The 19,511-nt window shown below is 71.0% G+C and carries 21 protein-coding genes and 3 pseudogenes; 19 read left to right on the forward strand and 5 right to left on the reverse strand.

Translation table 11 applies throughout. The annotated features are described in order from the left end of the window. The first annotated feature begins 6 nt into the window (after positions 1–6). The 4 genes and pseudogenes from hutH to EIW28_RS06310 all read left to right on the forward strand — a co-directional run bounded on the left by hutH (position 7) and on the right by EIW28_RS06310 (position 3,551). Entirely contained in the window at positions 7–1,545 is a 1,539-nt protein-coding gene (gene hutH / locus EIW28_RS06295) for a histidine ammonia-lyase (RefSeq protein WP_125246883.1), read from the forward strand. A 64-nt stretch (positions 1,546–1,609) separates the two neighbouring features. Then, positions 1,610–1,765: pseudogene (locus tag EIW28_RS25610) on the forward strand (helix-turn-helix transcriptional regulator); the annotation flags it as partial. Positions 1,766–2,190: 425 nt separating this feature from the next. Then, positions 2,191–2,703: a DUF6036 family nucleotidyltransferase gene (locus EIW28_RS06305; protein WP_197717122.1), complete on the forward strand. Its 513-nt coding sequence runs from the start codon at positions 2,191–2,193 to the stop codon at positions 2,701–2,703. Positions 2,704–2,762: 59 nt separating this feature from the next. Then, positions 2,763–3,551: a CHAD domain-containing protein gene (locus EIW28_RS06310; protein WP_125246885.1), complete on the forward strand. Its 789-nt coding sequence runs from the start codon at positions 2,763–2,765 to the stop codon at positions 3,549–3,551. A 144-nt stretch (positions 3,552–3,695) separates the two neighbouring features. Here EIW28_RS06310 and EIW28_RS06315 read toward each other — a convergent pair whose 3' ends face one another. Continuing rightward, positions 3,696–4,382, reverse strand: a complete 687-nt coding sequence (locus EIW28_RS06315) for an IclR family transcriptional regulator (RefSeq protein ID WP_030157516.1) — start codon at positions 4,380–4,382, stop codon at positions 3,696–3,698. 67 nt (positions 4,383–4,449) lie between these two features. Here EIW28_RS06315 and leuC point away from each other — a divergent pair, with 67 nt between their 5' ends. The 3 genes and pseudogenes from leuC to EIW28_RS25345 all read left to right on the forward strand — a co-directional run. Beyond that, the gene (gene leuC, locus EIW28_RS06320; RefSeq protein WP_125246886.1) at positions 4,450–5,877 is read left to right on the forward strand and encodes a 3-isopropylmalate dehydratase large subunit; all 1,428 of its coding nucleotides are present in this window, start codon (positions 4,450–4,452) and stop codon (positions 5,875–5,877) included. 15 nt (positions 5,878–5,892) lie between these two features. After that, complete coding sequence (leuD, locus tag EIW28_RS06325; protein WP_125246887.1) at positions 5,893–6,492, forward strand: 3-isopropylmalate dehydratase small subunit; 600 nt, start codon at positions 5,893–5,895, stop codon at positions 6,490–6,492. Positions 6,493–6,733: 241 nt separating this feature from the next. Next, positions 6,734–7,375: pseudogene (locus tag EIW28_RS25345) on the forward strand (HU family DNA-binding protein); the annotation flags it as partial. A gap of 98 nt (positions 7,376–7,473) precedes the next feature. Here EIW28_RS25345 and EIW28_RS25350 read toward each other — a convergent pair. From EIW28_RS25350 to EIW28_RS06350, 4 genes are all read right to left on the reverse strand, one after another. Further along, positions 7,474–8,742, reverse strand: a complete 1,269-nt coding sequence (locus EIW28_RS25350) for a D-arabinono-1,4-lactone oxidase (RefSeq protein ID WP_125246889.1) — start codon at positions 8,740–8,742, stop codon at positions 7,474–7,476. A gap of 114 nt (positions 8,743–8,856) precedes the next feature. Beyond that, the gene (locus EIW28_RS06340) at positions 8,857–9,747 is read right to left on the reverse strand and encodes an NUDIX hydrolase (protein ID WP_125246890.1); all 891 of its coding nucleotides are present in this window, start codon (positions 9,745–9,747) and stop codon (positions 8,857–8,859) included. A gap of 60 nt (positions 9,748–9,807) precedes the next feature. After that, entirely contained in the window at positions 9,808–10,005 is a 198-nt protein-coding gene (locus tag EIW28_RS06345; RefSeq protein WP_125246891.1) for a cold-shock protein, read from the reverse strand. Between the two features lie 48 nt (positions 10,006–10,053). Beyond that, positions 10,054–10,269, reverse strand: coding sequence for a hypothetical protein (locus tag EIW28_RS06350; protein WP_125246892.1), 216 nt, complete (start codon positions 10,267–10,269; stop codon positions 10,054–10,056). 324 nt (positions 10,270–10,593) lie between these two features. Between EIW28_RS06350 and EIW28_RS06355 the strand changes: the two genes are divergently transcribed. From EIW28_RS06355 to EIW28_RS06410, 12 genes and pseudogenes are all read left to right on the forward strand, one after another. Continuing rightward, positions 10,594–11,364: a lysophospholipid acyltransferase family protein gene (locus EIW28_RS06355; protein WP_232013823.1), complete on the forward strand. Its 771-nt coding sequence runs from the start codon at positions 10,594–10,596 to the stop codon at positions 11,362–11,364. 11 nt (positions 11,365–11,375) lie between these two features. Continuing rightward, on the forward strand, positions 11,376–12,377 hold the full coding sequence (locus tag EIW28_RS06360; RefSeq protein WP_125246894.1) for an NAD(P)H-dependent glycerol-3-phosphate dehydrogenase: 1,002 nt from the start codon (positions 11,376–11,378) through the stop codon (positions 12,375–12,377). Further along, entirely contained in the window at positions 12,374–13,435 is a 1,062-nt protein-coding gene (locus EIW28_RS06365) for a D-alanine--D-alanine ligase family protein (protein WP_125246895.1), read from the forward strand. The genes EIW28_RS06360 and EIW28_RS06365 overlap by 4 nt, the downstream gene beginning before the upstream one ends. Positions 13,436–13,619: 184 nt before the next feature. Then, positions 13,620–14,225, forward strand: a complete 606-nt coding sequence (gene rpsD, locus EIW28_RS06370) for a 30S ribosomal protein S4 (RefSeq protein WP_125246896.1) — start codon at positions 13,620–13,622, stop codon at positions 14,223–14,225. A 331-nt stretch (positions 14,226–14,556) separates the two neighbouring features. Next, the gene (infA, locus tag EIW28_RS06375; protein WP_026929479.1) at positions 14,557–14,778 is read left to right on the forward strand and encodes a translation initiation factor IF-1; all 222 of its coding nucleotides are present in this window, start codon (positions 14,557–14,559) and stop codon (positions 14,776–14,778) included. Positions 14,779–14,804: 26 nt separating this feature from the next. After that, entirely contained in the window at positions 14,805–14,921 is a 117-nt protein-coding gene (gene rpmJ, locus EIW28_RS06380) for a 50S ribosomal protein L36 (protein ID WP_081913453.1), read from the forward strand. 171 nt (positions 14,922–15,092) lie between these two features. Then, positions 15,093–15,467 (forward strand): 30S ribosomal protein S13, encoded by a 375-nt coding sequence (gene rpsM / locus EIW28_RS06385; protein WP_125246897.1) that lies wholly within the window; start codon positions 15,093–15,095, stop codon positions 15,465–15,467. Between the two features lie 11 nt (positions 15,468–15,478). Next, the gene (gene rpsK / locus EIW28_RS06390) at positions 15,479–15,877 is read left to right on the forward strand and encodes a 30S ribosomal protein S11 (RefSeq protein WP_091053358.1); all 399 of its coding nucleotides are present in this window, start codon (positions 15,479–15,481) and stop codon (positions 15,875–15,877) included. A gap of 85 nt (positions 15,878–15,962) precedes the next feature. Continuing rightward, positions 15,963–17,009, forward strand: coding sequence for a DNA-directed RNA polymerase subunit alpha (locus EIW28_RS06395; RefSeq protein ID WP_125246898.1), 1,047 nt, complete (start codon positions 15,963–15,965; stop codon positions 17,007–17,009). Between the two features lie 67 nt (positions 17,010–17,076). After that, a pseudogene (rplQ, locus tag EIW28_RS06400) lies at positions 17,077–17,424 on the forward strand (50S ribosomal protein L17); the annotation flags it as partial. A gap of 75 nt (positions 17,425–17,499) precedes the next feature. Beyond that, on the forward strand, positions 17,500–18,321 hold the full coding sequence (gene truA / locus EIW28_RS06405; protein WP_125246900.1) for a tRNA pseudouridine(38-40) synthase TruA: 822 nt from the start codon (positions 17,500–17,502) through the stop codon (positions 18,319–18,321). An 80-nt stretch (positions 18,322–18,401) separates the two neighbouring features. Continuing rightward, positions 18,402–19,451, forward strand: coding sequence for a glycerophosphodiester phosphodiesterase family protein (locus tag EIW28_RS06410; protein ID WP_125246901.1), 1,050 nt, complete (start codon positions 18,402–18,404; stop codon positions 19,449–19,451). Positions 19,452–19,511 lie beyond the last annotated feature (60 nt).

Below are 19,511 nucleotides of genomic sequence, written 5' to 3' on the forward strand. Positions count from 1 at the left end.
GCACCGATGCCCACCGTCCACATCAGGCCCGTCCCCGTCTCGCCCGAGGAGGTCCTGGCCGTCGCCCGCGGCCGGGCCCGGGTCGTCATCGACGACGGGGCCCGCGAGGCCATGGCCCGCAGCCGCGCGATCGTCGACGCGATCGAGCGCGACGGCCGCCCCGTCTACGGCGTCTCCACCGGGTTCGGCGCGCTCGCCAACACGTTCGTCGCCCCCGAGCGCCGCGCCGAGCTCCAGCACGCGCTCATCCGCTCCCACGCCGCCGGCGTCGGCGACCCGATGCCGGTCGAGGTGGTGCGCGCGATGATGCTGCTGCGCCTGCGCTCGCTCGCCATGGGCCGCTCCGGGGTCCGGCCCGAGGTCGCCGACGCGCTCGCCGCGCTCCTGAACGCCGACGTCACGCCGTGGGTGCCCCGCCACGGGTCCCTCGGCGCCTCCGGCGACCTCGCCCCGCTCGCCCACTGCGCGATGGTCCTCCTCGGCGAGGGCTGGGTCCTCGCCGAGGACGGCGCCCGCGCCGACGCCGGCCCGGTCCTGGAGGCCGCGGGCCTGACCCCGATCGCGCTCTCCTCCAAGGAGGGCCTGGCGCTCATCAACGGCACCGACGGGATGCTCGGGATGCTCCTGCTCGCCGTCGCCGACCTGCGCCACCTGCTGACGATGGCCGACGTGTGTGCGGCCCTGTCGAACGAGGCGATGCTCGGCTCCGACCGGCCGTTCCAGCCCGAGCTGCACGAGATCCGGCCGCAGCCGGGCCAGGCGCGCAGCGCCGCGAACATCCACCTGCTGCTCCAGGACTCCGAGGTCATGGACTCCCACCGCAACGACCTCGCGCACGCCGTCCAGGACGCGTACTCGATGCGCTGCGCCCCGCAGGTCGCCGGCGCGGCCCGCGACGTCCTCGACTACGCCGAGACCGTGGCCGCCCGCGAACTCCTCGCGGTGGTCGACAACCCGGTCGTCCTCCCCGACGGCCGCGTCGAGTCCACCGGGAACTTCCACGGCGCCCCGCTCGGGTACGCGGCGGACTTCCTCGGGATCGCCGCCGCCGACGTCGGCTCGATCTCCGAGCGCCGCGTCGACCGGCTCCTGGACGTGACGCGCTCGCGCGGCCTGCCCGCGTTCCTCAGCCCCGACCCGGGCGTCAACTCCGGCCTCATGATCGCGCAGTACACGGCCGCGGGGATCGTCGCCGAGAACCGCCGCCTCGCCGCGCCCGCGTCGGTCGACTCGGTGCCGACCTCCGGCATGCAGGAGGACCACGTCTCGATGGGCTGGGCCGCGGGGTGCAAGCTGCGCACCATCATCGACAACCTCGGCACGCTCCTGGCCGTCGAGCTCCTCGCCGGCGTCCAGGGCCTCCAGTTGCGCCAGCCGCTCATCCCGAGCCCGGCCGCGCGCGCCGCGATCGCGGCGATCGGCCCGATCGCCGGCAAGCCCGGCCCGGACCAGTTCCTCGCGCCCGTCATCGAACAGGTCAAGCACCAGCTCCAGGGCACCGCGCTCCGCGCCGAGATCGAGGCCGCCGTCGGCCCCCTCGCGTGACCCATCGCCGTTTTATAGCGTATTCGCTATAATCAAGGGTATGGAACGATCACTGCCCTCGACGGTCGAGCGCCTGCGGGCAGAGCGGTTGCGCAGCCGCCTCTCGCAGGCCGACCTGGCCTCGCGCATCGGGACCACGCAGTCTGCGGTCGCGCGGCTGGAGTCCGGCGACGCCGATCCGCGCCTGAGCACCCTGGAGCGGTACGCGGGCGCGGTCGGGGCCGCCTTGGCGGTCGAGACCGCCACCGGTCCCTCGCTCGACTCGACTGCCGCCGCGGTGCGGCGGTCGCTGTCAGGCGGCGACCCGAACGACGCACTGCGCCATGTGATCCAGTTCCTCGATGACGTCCGCGCCGCCGACCCCGCCGCGGTGCGCCGCTCGATGCGGACCGAGCCCGACACCACGGGGGATCGGCGCTGGGACGCGCTGCTCGCCGGGGTCGCCGAGTACGCGAGCCGCCGGGCTCGCGTCCCGGTGCCGGGCTGGGCGACCGCGCCCGGACGGTTCCTCAAGCGGTTTTGGTTCGTCATCGAGGACCTGCTCGGCCGTCCGGCCCCGGGCCTCGCCGCCATGTCCTTCGCCGACTCGCCGCCCGAGCTGGCGAACCGCGGCGTCTTCCTCGATCGGTCCTCTTTGGAGAGCGTGTGACCCTGCTGAGCCGCGAGGCGATCGTCGACATGCTCACCGAGCTCGGCGCCGAGCTCGACGCCGCGGGGGAGCGCGCCGACCTCTTCCTCGTCGGCGGCGCGGCGATGGCCCTGGCGTACAACACCAGGCGCGCGACCCGCGACCTCGACGCGGTCTTCGAGCCGAAGCAGGTCGTCTACTCGGCGGCGCGCAGAGTCGCCGAGCGGCACGGCATCGCCGAGGACTGGCTGAACGACGCGGTGAAGGGCTTCCTCCCCGGCGAGGACCCGAACGCCACGCTCCTCTTCGAGAAGCCCGGCATCGCGGTGCGCGTCGCTTCGCCCCGGTACCTGTTCGCGATGAAGGCCGTCGCAGCCAGGGTCGGCCGCGACTCCGACGACCTGAGGCAGCTCTACGCGCTCGCGGGGTTCGCCTCCGTTGACGAGGCGCTCAGCAGTGTCGAGGAGTTCTACCCGCCGCACCTCCTCAGCCCGAAGACCGAGTTCCTGGTGCGGGAACTGCTTTCGTAGCCGTTTGGCGGATCCGGCTCCCGATGCTGTAATTGGGGCCGTTGAGCTTGGAGGCCCCCATGACCGAGATCCCCAGCGCCGGCGGCGGCGTGCACGAGTACCTCGCGGTGCAGGCGGACGCGCTGATCGCGCTGCGCGAGCCCGTGATGGCGCGCGAGCCCGACGCGGTGCACCGCATGCGGGTGGCGACGCGGCGGCTGCGGTCGGTGCTGTCGACGTACGGGTCGCTGTACGCGGCGGTCCCGTTCAAGCGCCGGCGGCTGCGCTGGCTCGCCGACGAGCTCGGGAAGGTCCGCGACCTGGAAGTGCTGCGGACGCGGTTCGCGAAGCGGCTGGGGGACGAGCGACCCGACTGGTTCACCGCGCTGGAGGCCGCCGAGCAGGCGGCGTACGGGCCGCTCGCGGAGGCGTGCGCGCGGGAGCGGACCGTGAAGCTCCTCGCCGCCGTCGGGACGCTGGCCGCGTACCCGGACTTCGCGCCCGCCGCGGCGCGCCCCGCCGGCGAGGTGCTCGGCCCGGTCGTCGAGGCCGCGCGCGCGGACATGCTGCGGGCGGTGGCGGCCGTCGCGGGCGCGGCCGACGCCGACGAGGCGCGGCACCGGGCCCGCAACGCCGCCAAGCGGACCCGCTACACGGCCGACGCCGCCGCGGGCGCGCTCGGCGAGGAGGCCGCGGCGGTCGCCGCGGAGGCCAAGCGGCTCCAGAACCGGTTCGGGCGCTGCCAGGACGACATCGTGGCGATCCGGTACCTCGAGGCGCACGCGCCCGACTCGCCGCTGCTGGAGGACGAGCGCCGCCGCCACGCCAAGCACGTGGCGCGCGTCGAGGAGCTGCTCAGCGCGGTCTGACGGCGCGGTCTGACGGCGCGGTCTGACGGCGCGGTCTGACGGCGCGGTCTGACGGCGCGGTCTGACGGCGCACATGCAAAGCGGCCCGACGGGGGGTTCCGTCGGGCCGCTTCGGCGTTCGCAGGGGAGTTCGAGGGGGGCGGGCTACAGGCCCGAGAGCTTCTGGCCGGCGCGGATGACGGCCATGCCGAGCCGGTCGCCGGGGCGGCGTCCCAGGCGCTCTATGGGACCGGACACCGAGATCGCGGCGACGACCCGGCCGGTCTTGTCGCGGACGGGGGCGGAGACGCTGACGACGCCGGGTTCGCGCTCGGCGACCGACTGCGCGAAGCCGCGGCGGCGGACCTCGGCGAGGGTCTTGGAGGAGAAGCGGCACTTCGGCAGCAGCGGGAGGATGCCTTCCGGGGGCTCCCAGGCGAGGAGCACCTGGGCGCCGGAGCCGGCGGTCATCGGCAGGGCGGCGCCGACGGGGACGGTGTCGCGCAGCCCGGAGGCGCGCTCGGCCGCGGCGACGCACACGCGCTCGTCGGCCCTCCTGCGGTAGAGCTGGGTCGACTCGCCGGTCTGGTCCCGCAGCAGGTTGAGGACCGGTTCGGCGGCGCTGAGCAGGACGTCGGCCGTGGACCCGGCGAGCTCGCCGAGCTTCGGGCCGGGACGCCAGCGCCCCTCGTGGTCGCGTTGCAGCATCTCGTGGGCCTCGAGGGCCTGCGCGAGCCGGTGGGCCGTGGCCCTGGGCAGACCGGTCTCGTGCACGAGCTCAGCCAGGCTGGCGCCGTTGGTGCATGCCGTGAGGATGAGCACCGCCTTGTCGAGGACGCCCACTCCGCTGATAGTATTCGTTCTCACGAGCTGAACATTACCTCCCATATTTCGAGAAGTCCAACGACTGGGAACAGAGATGTCACGTACACCACAAGAAGCTGAGGGCGCGCGGCCGCGCACCCTCGCCGAGAAGGTCTGGAACGCCCACGTTGTCCGCACCGGCGGCGACCAGCCGGACCTCCTCTACATCGACCTGCACCTCCTCCACGAGGTGACCAGCCCCCAGGCCTTCGACGGCCTGCGGCAGGCGGGGCGCAAGGTCCGCCGGACCGATCTCACGATCGCGACCGAGGACCACAACACGCCCACCGACAACCTCTTCACCATCGCGGACCCCACCAGCCGCAAGCAGATCGAGACGCTCCGCGCCAACTGCGAGGAGTTCGGCGTCCGCATCCACTCGCTCGGCGACGCGAACCAGGGCGTCGTCCACGTCGTGGGACCCCAGCTGGGACTCACGCAGCCGGGCATGACGGTGGTCTGCGGCGACTCGCACACCTCCACGCACGGCGCGTTCGGCTCGATCGCGTTCGGCATCGGCACCAGCGAGGTCGAGCACGTCCTCGCCACGCAGACCCTGCCGCAGGCGAAGCCGAAGTACATGGCCGTCACGGTCAACGGCTCCCTGCCCGAGGGCGTGTCCGCGAAGGACCTCATCCTCAAGATCATCTCGATCACCGGCACGGGCGGCGGCAAGGGCCACATCGTCGAGTACCGCGGGCAGGCCATCGAGGAGCTCTCCATGGAGGGCCGGATGACGATCTGCAACATGTCGATCGAGTGGGGCGCGAAGGCGGGCATGATCGCCCCCGACCAGACCACGTTCGACTACGTGCAGGGCCGCCCGCACGCCCCGCAGGGCGAGGACTGGGACGCGGCCGTCGAGTACTGGCGCACCCTGAAGACCGACGAGGGCGCCGTCTTCGACAAGGAGATCGTGATCGACGCGGCCTCCCTGAGCCCGTTCGTCACCTGGGGCACCAACCCCGGCCAGGGCGTCGAGCTCTCCGGCAGCGTGCCGGACCCGGCCGCGTTCGAGGACGCGATCGAGCGCACCACCGCCGCGAGCGCCCTGGAGTACATGGGCCTGGAGGCCGGCACGCCGATGCGCGAGATCGGCGTCGACGTCGTCTTCCTCGGCTCCTGCACGAACGGCCGCATCGAGGACCTGCGCACGGCCGCCGAGGTCATCAAGGGCCGCAAGGTCGCCGACGGCGTCAACATGATGGTCGTCCCCGGCTCCGCGAAGGTCCGCGAGCAGGCCATCGAGGAGGGCCTCGACAAGGTCTTCATCGAGGCCGGCGCCGACTGGCGCTTCGCGGGCTGCTCGATGTGCCTGGGCATGAACCCGGACCAGCTGACGCCGGGCCAGCGGGCCGCCTCCACCTCGAACCGCAACTTCGAGGGCCGCCAAGGCAAGGGCGGGCGCACCCACCTGGTGTCCCCGGCCGTCGCCGCCGCCACCGCCGTCACCGGGCGCCTCGCCAGCCCGGCGGACCTGTAAGGAAGGGCAAGGGACATGGACAAGTTCACGACCCACACCGGGCGCGTGGCCCCGCTGCGCCGCTCGAACGTCGACACCGACCAGATCATCCCGGCCGTCTACCTCAAGCGGGTCACCAAGACCGGCTTCGAGGACGGCCTGTTCGCCGAGTGGCGCGAGGACGAGAAGTTCCTGCTGAACCAGGACGAGTACAAGGACGCCACGATCCTCGTCACCGGGACCGAGTTCGGCACCGGCTCCTCGCGCGAGCACGCCGTCTGGGCCCTGAAGGACTACGGGTTCAAGGCGGTCGTCGCGCCCCGCTTCGGCGACATCTTCCGCGGGAACTCGCTCAAGAACGGTCTGTTGACTGTGGAGCTGCCCGAGGCGGCCGTGGAGGAGCTGTGGCTGCGCGCCGAGCTCCACCCGGAGTCGGAGATCACCGTCGACCTGGCCGCGCGCGAAGTCCGTGCGGGGGACCGCACCTGGACCTTCGAGTTCGACGAGTTCCTGCGCTGGCGCATGATGGAGGGCCTCGACGACGTGGCGCTGACGCTCCGCGACGAGGACAAGATCGCCGCGTTCGAATCGAACCGGGATGCTTGGCGGCCTAGGACTCTCCCGGCGGCCGTCTAGTCCGCACAACCCGATCCTCTTAGCCTTCACGTACGGAGCCGGTGGCGCTGCCACCGGCTCCAGGCGTGTTCCGGGCCCTCCCAACGGGGTTGCGAGCGTCGATTTCGGGCACCCGAATAAAAATTCCTTGCGACACAACGGGTCGATTTTCGCGGAAACAGTTGCGTTCGCTTTCGAAACGTCATAACGTGCGCTTAACAAGCTGGTATGGCTCCAGAACCTTATCGGGAGGGTAGGACTCGTGAACAAGGCAGAGTTCGTCGATCGGATCGCCGCTCGCACTGGCGACCGGGCCGCCGCGAAAGAAGTCGTGGATGTGGCGATCGACGAGATACAGCGCGCGGTGGTGAAAGGGGAGAAAGTCTCCTTCGCCGGTTTCGGCGTCTTCGAGAAGCGCCAACGCGCCGCTCGCATGGCCCGCAACCCGCGCACCGGTGAGGCCGTCAAGGTCAAGAAGACCGTCGTCCCGGCCTTCCGGCCCGGTACCGGGTTCAAGGAACTCGTGACCGGCAAGCGCAAGGCGGCCAAGTCCGCTCCTGCCGCGAAGAAGGCCGCGCCGGCGAAGAAGGCCGCGACCACCACCACCGCCAAGAAGACGACGGCCAAGAAGGCCGCCAAGAAGACCACGCGCGCCGCGTCCACGGCGTCGCGTTCGACCGCCACGAGCCGCGTGGCGGCCAAGAAGACCACCACCGCGAAGAAGGCGGCGCCGGCGAAGAAGGCCGCCACCGCCAAGAAGGCCGTGCGCAAGACCGCGACGAAGGCCGCGGCCAAGAAGACCGCGGCGAAGAAGACCACGAAGCGCGGGCGCAGCTTATGCCGTGCCCCGAACCGGTTCGGGGCACGGTGGGGCACCCGTCCGACTCGCACGGGGAAGAGGGCATTCAGGAGCCGCCTGAATGCCCTCGCTGCGTTCCCGGACCGGCCCGCCACCGGGCCGGGCGCGACTGATCCCGGCCGCGGCCGAACGGCCCCGAGTCCTCAGTCGAAGAGCGCCGCGGAGAAGTCATTCGCGAACTTCCCCTCTGGATCGACGCGCGCGCGGAGTTTCGCGAAGTCGCCCATTCGCGGATAACGCGAGCGGACCTCATTCATTGGTATCGAAAACAATTTGCCCCAATGCGGCCGCGCGGAGAACGGTTCCAATGCCGCCTCCACCGCCGCCATCACCGGCGCGACCGCCTCGTGGTCGCTGATCCACGTGAAGTGCAGCCCCACGGTGTCCCGCCCGTACGACGGCGACAGCCACAGGTCGTCCCCGGCCATGGTCCGCACCTCGCTGATCTGCACGACCGGCCCGAGCCGCTCCCCGATGCCCGCCAGGGCCCGCAGCGCCGCCGTCGCGTCCGCCCGGTCCACCAGGTACTCCGACTGGAGCTCGTCGCCCGCGCTCGGCGTGAACTCGGGCCGGAAGTGCGGCAGGCGCTCGTGCCACGGGCCCGTCTGGCCCTGCTGCACCGTGCACGCCGCCGGGTCCACGCCCGGCACCGGGTGCCGCGGCCCGTCCGCCAGCGGCGCCCCGAACCGGCTCGGCGGCGGGAACGGGTGCGTCTGGTCCGACGTGCGCTGCTTGACCCAGAACTGGAACGACGGCTCGGCGCCCCACGGCGTGAACAGGCTCGTCGAGTACGCCGCCCCCGTCAGCTCGTCGAAGTTCGCCAGCACCGCGTCCAGGCCCAGCCCGTCGTACACGTACTGCCGCATCTCGAACGCCGGCATCAGGTCCAGCGTCACCGAGTGCACGACCCCCAAGGCCCCCAGGTGGACCACCGAGCCCGCGAAGTCCTCCTCGCCGCGCCTGACGGTCCGCAGCTCCCCGTCCGGGCCGATGAACTCGACCGCGGCCACCGCCGTCGCCAGGTTCCCGTTCCGGTCGCCCGACCCGTGCGTGCCCGTGGCGATCGACCCCGCCACCGAGATGTGCGGCAGCGACGCCATGTTGTGCAGCGCGAACCCGGCCCGGTGCACCGCCGCGCTCAGCGCCGCGTACGTCAGCCAGCCCGCCGCGCGCACCGTCCCCTTGAGGACGTCCAGTTCCGCGAACGGCTCCATGCCCGCCAGCGACAGCATCACGTCCCCGGAGGCCGCGATCGCGTTGAACGAGTGGCCCGAGCCGAGCACCCGCAGCCGGCGCGCGCCGGCCACGGCCGCGCGCGCCTCGTCGAGCGTCGCGGGCGCTTCGAACCGGGCGGGGGAGAAGCCGATGTTCCCGGCCCAGTTGTGCAGGGGAGTGGGGGCGCGATCAGCCACGGCGACGATCCTCCTAGACAGCGCACGGGGGCGCACAGGTGCGGTTGCGCGGGCAACGGTACCGCGCGGCCCGCCGCGGCCGCCCCCGATCGGCCCGAGGACCGGGACGCGGCCCTACAGCCGCTCGATCCCCACGAGCTTCTGCCCCGACAGCGACAGCACCCACGCCTCGCCCGGCCGCGTCGACACGTCCGGCGCCTGCACGCCGTCCTCGTCGGCCAGGATCGCCACCGTGTCGCACACGACCTCCGGCTCGGCGCACACGATCACGGCCCCGCCCCCGCCCGCGAGCTCCCGCACGCGCGCGCTCGAGCGCTCGGGATTGCGTTCGTGCGCTTCGGTGTCGAACACCGAGTCCCCCGACAGCGCGCACCGCACCGCCTGCGCGATCGGCTCCACCGTCTGCACGCTCGCGCGCCCGGTCGCCGTGAACGCCCGGTCCGGCTGGTACAGCGACGCCAGCGCCGCCAGCCGCACCGCCTGGTCCTGCCCGCGCCCGCTCAGCGGCCGCGTCACGTCAGGCCCGTCCCAGTCCTCCTCGACCTCGGCCGGCGCCACCAGCAGCACCGTCGACGTCACCGCCGGCAGCGCGGCGAACGCCTTGAGCACCTGCTGGTCCCGCGGCCGCGTCAGCGCCTCCCGCGCCTCCGCGAGCGTCAGCCAGCGGCGCTCGCCGATCTCGTCGTCGGCGGTGAACACCGCGTCCGGCTTCTCGGTGCGCATCGACCAGTAGTCGACCCACTTGAGCACGTCCCCTTCGGGATTGGGAAGCACGTACGAGGCGCGGCACAGCCACAGCTGCGGGATGACCGGAATCCCGGTCTCCTCCTCCACCTCGCGGCACGCGGCCGCGAGCGGGTGCTCGCCCGGGTCGAGCTTGCCCTTCGGCAGCGACCAGTTCCCCACCTGCGGCCGCCACACCGCGACCACCTCGACCAGACCGCGCTCGCCGTTGCGCCACAACAGGCCGCCGGCGGCGGCCACCCGCCTCTGCGTACCGCTCACGCCTCATACGGTACTGGGATCCGCCCACCTGCGGGTAGGCCGCCACACGCCCGGAGTACCTCAGGGCCGCATGGTCGGGATGCGGACCGCGACCACCGCGCCGTCGGGTCCGGTCTCGAGCGAGACGCGCTGGCCCGGGCGCAGGAACCGCAGCCCGGAGACGGCGAAGGCCGCCGCGTCGAAACCGACGCGGCGGCCGCTGTCGAGGACGACCTCGCCGGAGGTGTCCTCGTTGAAGATCGAGACGGTGCCCTGCATGGCTTCAGCATGGACCACCGGGGCGCCCGGGGGCCAGGGGCGGGGCGCCTACTTCCTGATCTGCCGGCGCTCCGAGCCGCCGATGGCCTTGTAGCCCTTGTAGGCGAACCAGCCGATGACGCCGATGACGCCGACGACGAGCGCGAACTTGATGAGCCCGCCGAGGAACGCGAAGGCCGCACCGATGACGCTCGCCACGAGCCAGATCGCGATGATGGCACCGCCGAACAGGGCCGCGAGCCAGCCGAAGAGACGCCAGTTCATGTCACTCACTCCGAGTCGAGTCGTATTCCGGGCCGACTGGGTTCGGTCGGCCGGCTAGATGTCACTTTGACTCTATGATGACATCATAACGGATTCTGCGCAAGGCGTGCGTCCCCGCGGACCCGCGGCCCACCGCGCCGCGTACCTGCGGCTTCACGCCGCGTGAACCGCGCCCCTCGCGCAACGAGTCAAACCCCACGCTCCGCTTCCCGTCGCCCGCTCGCGCCGGTGCGGGCGTTAGAGTGCAATGCACTGACGATCCCGTACACAACGGCACAGGCCGAGCCCATGCGGCCCGCGCCCCCCGAGAAAGCGAGCCAGCAGGTGACCGAGCCTAGCCCTGAGGCGCAGTACACCTTCCGCCGCCGCGGCGGCGACCGCATTCCCGTCGACGTGAAGCTCTACGCCAACATCGTCAAAGGCGCCATCCTCGGCCTGAGCCGCCGCTCCTGGTCCGGCATGGAGCACATCCCGCTCCAGGGCCCCGCGATCCTGGTCTGGAACCACTACTCCGACATCGACCCGATCCTCATCGTCCACTACGTGTACAACGCCGGGCGCCACCCGCGGTTCCTCCTCAAGGAGTCGATCGTCCGCGTCCCCGTCGTCGGCCCGATCCTCAAGCGCGCCGGGCAGATCCCCGTCAAGCGCGGCAGCGCCGAGGCCGCCGACTCGCTCCGGACCCTCGGGCGCGAGCTCGCCGCCGGGCACGTCGTCATCATGGCCCCCGAAGGCACCGTCACGAAGGAGCCGAACCGCTGGCCGATGCGCGGCAAGACCGGCGTCGCCCGCCTCGCCCTCGAATCGGGCGCGCCCGTGATCCCGATCGTCCAGTGGGGCGCCCTCGGCATCCACGACCGCAAGCGCGACCCGAAGTTCAAGCTCGGCCGCAAGCCCGTCACGGTCCGGGCCCTGCCGCCGGTCGACCTGTCGCGCTGGCTCGGCGGGGAGCCGAGCCGCGAGGACCTCGCCGAGGTCACCGACGCCATCATGGAAGCCCTCCGCGCCGGTCTCGCCGAGATCCGCGGCGAGGAGGCGCCCCCCTTGTTCGACCCCCGGCAGCAGCGACCCGAGGAAAGCGAGTCTTCCGAGTGAAAGCAGCCGTGATGGGAGCCGGTTCGTGGGGGACCGTGTTCGCCAAGATCCTCGCCGACGCCGGCACCCCGGTCACCGTCTGGGCGCGCCGCGAGTCCGTGGCCGCGGCGATCGATGCCGAGCACCGCAACCCGGACTACTTCCCCGACATCGAGCTCCCGCCCCTGGTCTCGGCGACCGCCGACCCGGCCGAGGCCCTCGCGGGCGCCGACCTCGTCGTGCTGTCGGTGCCGAGCCAGACGCTGCGCGGGAACCTCGCCGCCTGGAAGGACCACCTGGAGCCGCACTCGACGCTCCTGAGCCTGATGAAGGGCATCGAGCTCGGCACCACCGAGCGCATGACCGAGGTCGTCGCGGAGGTCACCGGCGCGGCCGAGTCGCGCATCGCGGTCCTGTCGGGCCCGAACCTGGCGCGCGAGATCGCCGAGGAGCAGCCGACCGCGTCCGTGGTGGCGTGCATCGACCACGGCCGGGCCGTGGACATCCAGAAGGCAGTGACGACCGGGTACTTCCGGCCGTACACGAACACCGACGTCGTCGGCTGCGAGCTCGGCGGCGCCGTCAAGAACGTCATCGCCCTCGCCTACGGCATGGCCGCCGGGATGGGCATGGGGGACAACACGAAGGCCACGATCATCACGCGCGGCCTCACCGAGACCACCCGTCTGGGCGTGCGCCTGGGCGCCGACCCGGCCACGTTCGCGGGCCTCGCCGGCCTCGGCGACCTGGTCGCCACCTGCTCGTCCCCGCTCTCGCGCAACCACACCTTCGGCGAGCAGCTCGGCCTCGGGGCAACCCTGGAGGAGGCCGCGCGCGTCACCAAGCAGACGGCCGAGGGCGTGAAGAGCTGCCGCTCGATCACCGACCTCGCCCGCAAGGTCGGCGTGGAGATGCCGATCTGCGACGCCGTCGAGCGGGTCTGCCACGAGGGCCTCGACCCCAGGGCCGCGGTCGCCGAGCTCATGGGGCGCGAGACGAAACCGGAAATCGACAGTTTGAGGTCTGACAAATGACGAAACCGACCGTCGCCGTCTTCTTCGGCGGGCGCAGCGTGGAGCAACCCGTGTCCTGCGCCTCCGGCTCCGGCGTCGCCAAGGCGCTGCGCGAGCGCGGCTTCGACGTGACCGCGATCGGCATCACGCGCAGCGGCGAATGGGTCGAACTGCCCTCGGACGCCGCGTTCGCGATCGACGCGGGCGAGGCGCTGCCGGAGGTCACCGCCGACGCCGGCAAGTCCGTCGCCGTCGACCTCGGACCCGGCTCGCAGCCGATCGCCGACATCGCCTTCCCCGTCCTCCACGGCCCGTACGGCGAGGACGGCACCATCCAGGGCCTGTTCGAGATGGCCGACCTGCCGTACGTCGGCTCCGGGGTCCTCTCCAGCTCCCTGTCGATGGACAAGGAGTTCTCGAAGCGCCTCCTCGCCGCCGAGGGCGTCCCGCAGGGCGCGTTCGCGGTCCTCAAGCCCGGCGAGGCGCTCGACGCCCACGCCGTCATCGACCGGCTCGGCCTGCCGATCTTCGTCAAGCCGGCCCGCGCCGGATCGAGCCTCGGCATCAGCAAGGCCAAGTCCGCGGCCGAACTCGCCGAAGCGGTCGAGAAGGCCCGCGAGGTCGACGACAAGGTCGTCTTCGAGGCGTCGTTCGAGGACGTGCGCGAGATCGAGATGGGCGTCCTGGAGACCCTCGACGGGGACCTCGAGATCACCTACCCGCTCGAAGTGCTCGCCATGGGCGAGGACGGCTGGTTCGACTTCGACGCGAAGTACCTCGACAACCCCGAGCCGTTCAACCTGCACCCGGACTACCCCGAGGGCGTCGCCGAGCGCGCCCAGGAGCTGGCCCGGAAGGTGTTCCGCCTCCTCGACTGCCGCGACCTCGCCCGCGTCGACTGCTTCCTCGCGGCCGACGGCACGGTCTACCTCAACGAGGTGAACACCATGCCGGGGCTCACGCCGATGAGCGGCGTCCCGCAGGCGTTCGCCGCCGCGGGCGTCTCCTACGGCGACCTCGTGGAGCGCCTGGTCACTCTCGCGGCGGCCCGGGTGGGCGACCAGAAGGACGCCGCGTAACCTGGACCCGAGCTCTGCGCCGCCTCGGCGGCGCCGGAGCGACCGCATCACCGTGTGCGCGCCAGGCCCGGGAACTTCCCCGGTGCATCCTGAGCGCGCTACACTCGCGCGTTTCTGCTGGTCAGAGACCGGCGGAAACCACTCAAGCCCCGCTTGGGGCACGCATGAATTACTGGAGAGATCATTGCAAGCTAAGGCGAAAGTCAAGCTTTCCCGATCCCTCGGCATCGCGCTGACGCCGAAGGCCGCCAAGTACATGGAGCGCCGTCCGTACCCTCCGGGGCAGCACGGCCGCGGCCGCAAGAAGGAATCGGACTACAAGAACCAGCTCGTGGAGAAGCAGCGTCTCCGCGCTCAGTACAACATCTCTGAGCGCCAGCTGCGGAACGCCTACGCCGAGGCCGTGCGCAAGCCCGGCAAGACCGGCGAGGTCCTGGTCGGCCTGCTCGAATCCCGCCTGGACGCCTTCGTGCTCCGCGCCGGCTTCGCCCGGACCATCTACCAGGCGCGCCAGTTCGTCAACCACGGCCACTTCACCGTGAACGGCCGCAAGGTCGACATCGCCTCCTACCGCCTGAAGGCGGGCGACTTCGTCCAGGTCCGCAAGAAGTCCCGCGAGACCACCCCGTTCCAGCTGGCCGCCGCCGGCGCGTGGGCGGGCGAGACGACCCCGGCCTACATCGAGGCCCACCTCGAAGGCCTGATCGCCCGCTTCCTGTCGGTGCCCGAGCGCAAGCAGATCCCCGTGATCTGCGACGAGCAGCTCGTCGTCGAGTATTACTCGAAGTAAGCCTGAGCGCGCCGTGCGCCGCTCCTGCCGGGACCACCTGGTCGGAGCGGCGCGCGGACGCCGCCCGAGTGCCGTCTGTCACGGTCAACCCGCTGGTAGGCGGTCTCGGGACGCGAGTAGACTCGCTCAGTGGTGCAGTGCGTCCCTTGTCGGGTCGCCGCGCGTTCGCGGTGCATCAACCGCGAACGCACCTGGCGCTCTCCCTTTCGAGGGACGGCCGCATCGTTCTTTCGCCCGCCCGAAGCCCTGAGCCTCGAGCAGGCGTGCCAGTAGCTCCGCGCCAGTGTTTGGCGCGGGGTTTTCGGACCGAGTTGTCACGGTAGCGGAGGACATGCCGAAAAAAGACGGTGCCATCGAGATTGAAGGCAAGGTCGTCGAGTCCCTCCCGAACGCCATGTTCCGGGTGGAACTCACCAACGGCCACAAAGTACTCGCTCACATCAGCGGCAAGATGCGCCAGAACTACATCCGGATCCTCCCCGAGGACCGGGTCGTGGTGGAGCTCTCGCCGTACGACCTGTCGCGCGGGCGGATTGTCTACCGTTACCGCTGACCTGACGACTACATGAAGTAGGACTCGTGAAAGTCAAGCCGAGCGTCAAAGTGATCTGCAAGAACTGCCGCGTGATCCGCAGGCACGGACGAGTGATGGTTATCTGCTCGTCCGACCCGCGTCACAAGCAGCGTCAGGGCTAAGCAGCACACACGCCAGCAAGGAAAGGCCCCAGCAGGGGAAACCGCCGCCAGTGCGCAAGCACAACCCTCGGCTCGGAGGCCGGGGCTCGCATCGCCCGTCAGGGCAGGGAATACCTAGACCCGGCGAGAAGGCAGTGGTCAGACCTCCGACAACACTAGGAGTACGCCGCCATGGCACGCCTGGTTGGAGTGGACCTCCCGCGCGACAAGCGCCTGGAGATCGCACTCACCTACATTTACGGCATCGGCCGCACGCGCTCGCTCGAGACGATCGCCGCGACCGAGCTCGACCGCGACAAGCGCGTCAAGGACCTCACCGACGAAGAGCTGGTGAAGCTCCGCGATTTCATCGAGGAGAACTACCAGGTCGAGGGTGACCTCCGCCGCGAGGTGCAGGCCGACATCCGACGCAAGATCGAGATCAACTGCTACCAGGGTCTCCGTCACCGCTACGGCCTTCCGGTCCACGGTCAGCGGACCAAGACCAACGCCCGTACTCGCAAGGGTCCGAAGAAGACCGTCGCGGGCAAGAAGAAGGCACGTTAGGAGACCATCTGATGCCACCGAAGACTCGCGGCGGTTCCAAGAACCCGCGCGCCAAGAAGAAGAACGTGCCCCACGGGCACGCGCACATCAAGAGCACCTTCAACAACACCATCGTGTCGATCACCGACCCGACCGGTGCCGTGATCTCCTGGGCCTCCTCCGGCCAGGTGGGCTTCAAGGGCTCGCGCAAGTCGACCCCGTACGCCGCGCAGATGGCCGCCGAGGCCGCCGCCCGCCGTGCGATGGACAACGGCATGCGCAAGGTCGACGTCTACGTCAAGGGCCCGGGCTCGGGCCGCGAGACCGCGATCCGCTCCCTCCAGGCCGTCGGCCTCGAGGTCGGCTCGATCAACGACGTCACGCCCCAGCCGCACAACGGCTGCCGCCCGCCGAAGCGCCGCCGCGTCTGATCGCGCGACCGCTTCAACGGAGATCAACGATCCAAGTGTCTAGGCGTCAAATAGCGGGCGCCCCGAACAAAGGAACCATCGCACAGTGCTTATCACTCAGCGGCCCACGCTCACCGAGCAGCAGATCAGCCCGACCCGCTCCAAGTTCACCATCGAACCCCTGGAGCCCGGCTTCGGCTACACGCTCGGCAACTCGCTGCGGCGCACCCTGCTGTCGTCCATCCCGGGCGCGGCGGTCACGTCGATCAAGATCGACGGCGTCCTGCACGAGTTCTCCACCATCCCCGGCGTGAAGGAAGACGTCGTGGAACTGGTGCTGAACGTCAAGCAGATCTGCGTCTCCTCGGAGAACGACGAGCCGGCCACCATGTACCTGCGCAAGGAAGGCCCCGGCGACGTCCTCGCCGGCGACATCCAGCCCCCCGCGGGCGTGCAGGTCCACAACCCCGAGCTCAAGCTGGCGACCCTGAACTCGAAGGGCCGCCTCGACATGGAGTTCGTGGTGGAGCGCGGCCGAGGCTACGTCTCGGCCCCGGCGAACAAGGCCGACACGAACGAGATCGGCCGCATCCCGGTCGACTCGATCTACTCGCCCGTGCTGAAGGTCGCCTACTCCGTCGACGCCACCCGCGTCGAGCAGCGCACCGACTTCGACAAGCTCACCGTCGACGTCGAGACCAAGCCGTCCACCACGCCGCGCACCGCGCTGGCGTCGGCGGGCTCCACCCTGGTGGAGCTGTTCGGCCTGTACCGCGAGCTCGACACCGAGGCCGAGGGCATCGACGTCGGGCCCAGCCCGGCCGACCAGCAGCTGGCCGCCGACCTGGCCCTGCCGATCGAGGACCTCGACATGACCGTCCGGTCCTACAACTGCCTCAAGCGCGAGGGCGTCAACACCGTCGGCGAACTCATCAACCGCACCGAGGCCGACCTGCTCGACATCCGCAACTTCGGGCAGAAGTCGATCGACGAGGTCAAGATGAAGCTCGCCGGCATGGGCCTGAGCCTGAAGGACTCGCCCGGCACCTTCGACCCGAGCGAGGCCGCCGTGGCCTACGGCGGGTCGCCGGTCGCCGACGCCGACGAGTACGAGGACGACGGCGAAGATCTCCGCGAGACCGAGCAGCTCTAGAAGCTGCGTGAATACGGCGGTCGGTTCCGTGAGACGGCCGGCCGCGTCAATCCAAGAGGAGTAAGCAATGCCTAAGCCCACCAAGGGCCCCCGCCTGGGCGGTTCGCCGGCGCACGAGAAGCTCATGCTCTCGGGCCTCGCGGCCTCCCTGTTCGAGCACGGCAGCATCACCACGACGCTGACCAAGGCCCGCCGCCTGCGCCCGTACGCCGAGCGTCTCATCACGTACGGCAAGAAGGGCACGCTGCACCACCGCCGCCTGGCGCTGGCCAAGCTCCGCAACAAGGACGCCACCCACGACCTGTTCGAGCAGGTCGCCCCCCGCTTCGCGAACCGCGAGGGCGGCTACACCCGGATCATCAAGGCCGGGAACCGCAAGGGCGACAACGCGCCGATGGCGATCATCGAGCTGGTCGACTAGGACGGCAGGCAGACCGCGCGCAGGGCCTATGCTCTGCGCGCGGTTTCTTTTCCCCGGAAGGAGTTCCACGTGGAGGACACGACGCGCCTGCGCCTCGGCATCGCCTACGACGGCGCCGAGTTCTCGGGCTGGGCCCTGCAACCGGGGCTGCGGACCGTGGCCTCGGAGGTCATCCGCGGCCTGGAGCTGCTCTTCCGCGACATCGCCGACTTCACCGTGGCCGGGCGCACGGACGCGGGCGTGCACGCGACCGGGCAGGTCGCGCACGTCGACGTGCCGACCGAGAAGTGGGAGGAGCTGCGCGAGCGGCTCCTGTGGCGCCTTCGCGGCATCCTCCCGCCCGACGTGCGGGTCGTCTCCGCCGAGGCCGTGGACCGCTCGTTCAACGCCCGCTTCGCGGCCCGCTGGCGCCGCTACCGGTACCGCGTGGCCGACGCGGTCTACGGCGTGAACCCGCTGCGCCGCCTCGACACGCTCGCCTGGCCGCGGACGCTGGACGTGGAGCGGATGCACGCGGCCTGCCAGCGCCTGCTCGGGGAGCACGACTTCGTGGGCTTCTGCAAGCAGCGCGAGGGCGCCACGACCATCCGCGAACTGCTCCAGTACGACTGGGCGCGCGACGAGGACGGCACCGCGGTCGCCACGGTGCGCGCGGACGCCTTCTGCCACTCGATGGTCCGCAGCCTCGTGGGCGCAGCCCTGGCGGTGGGCGACGGCCGCCGCGACGAGGACTGGCTCGCCTCGATCCTGCGGATCGGCGAGCGCGCCAACGACGTCCACGTGGTGGGCCCGCACGGCCTGACCCTGGTCGAGGTGGATTACTCGGACGACCCCGCCGACTGGCGCGAGCGCATCGACCTGACGCGCCGGGTGCGCACGCTGGAGTCCTGACCGGCCGGCCCGGCCGAAATGTCACCCGGAAGAGTGCGGGCATTCACCCGCGAGTCAGGCCGGGCCCCGAAGCTGAGGCCATGAGACGCTTCCTCACCGCCGGCGCGGTGGCGGTCATCGCCGCCTCAGCGCTCTTCATCGCCCTGCCCTCGCCCGCCGAAGCGCACCCCAAGCGCGACTTCGACCTCCAGGCCCACCGCGGCGGCCTCGGGCTCGTCGTCGAGAACACGCTGCCCGCCTTCGCGAACGCCCTCGAACTCGGCGTCACCACCCTTGAACTCGACGTCCAGATCACCGAAGACGGCCACGCGGTCGTGACCCACGACCGCCGCGTGGCCGCCACGAAGTGCCTCGACACCGCCCCCGCGTTCGCGGGCGACCCCGAGTACCCGTACGTCGGCAAGTACATCACCAACCTCACCCTCGACCAGGTCCGCACGCTCGACTGCGGCACCCTCACCCAGGTGAACTTCCCCGGCCAGGAGGCCCACCCCGGCGAGCGGATGCCGCTGCTGTCGGAGGTGTTCGGCCTCGTGCGCGAGTACCGCGCCAACGGCGTGAAGCTCAACGTCGAGACGAAGGTCGAAGCCGGTGCGCCGCAGGAGACCGCGCCGCGCGCCGCGTTCGTGGAGGCCGTCGTCGCGGACATCCGCGAGGCCCGCATCGGCCGCCAGGTGACGATCCAGAGCTTCGACTGGGGCGCGCTCATGCTCATGGGCGAGACCGCGCCGGACCTGCCGCTGATCGCGCTCACGAACATCTCGTTCCTCCAGACCGGCCAGCCCGGCGCCTCGCCCTGGCTGGGCGGCATCGACATCGACGACTTCGGCGGCGACCCGATCGCGGCGATCGCCTCGTTCGGCGCCGACGCGTTCTCGCCCGTGCACGGCTCCCCGCAGCACGGCAAGGTCGGGGACTCGGACTACGTCCCGTACGTCACGGAGGCGATGGTGGACCACGCGCACGACCACGGCATCGAGGTGATCCCGTGGACCGTGGACGACGAGGCGACGATGCGCAAGCTCGTGGACGACGGCGTGGACGGCATCATCACCGACTACCCGGACGTGCTGCGCGAGGTCATGCGGGACTACGGCTTCCGGCTGCCGAAGCGCTACCGCGCCTGCTGACGGGTCACGGTTCGGCAACGGCCGGAACCGGATCGCCCGCCCGGCGTCTCATGGAGGAAC

Origin of the sequence: Glycomyces terrestris, assembly GCF_003933745.1 — a bacterium.
GTDB lineage: Bacteria > Actinomycetota > Actinomycetes > Mycobacteriales > Micromonosporaceae > Glycomyces > Glycomyces terrestris.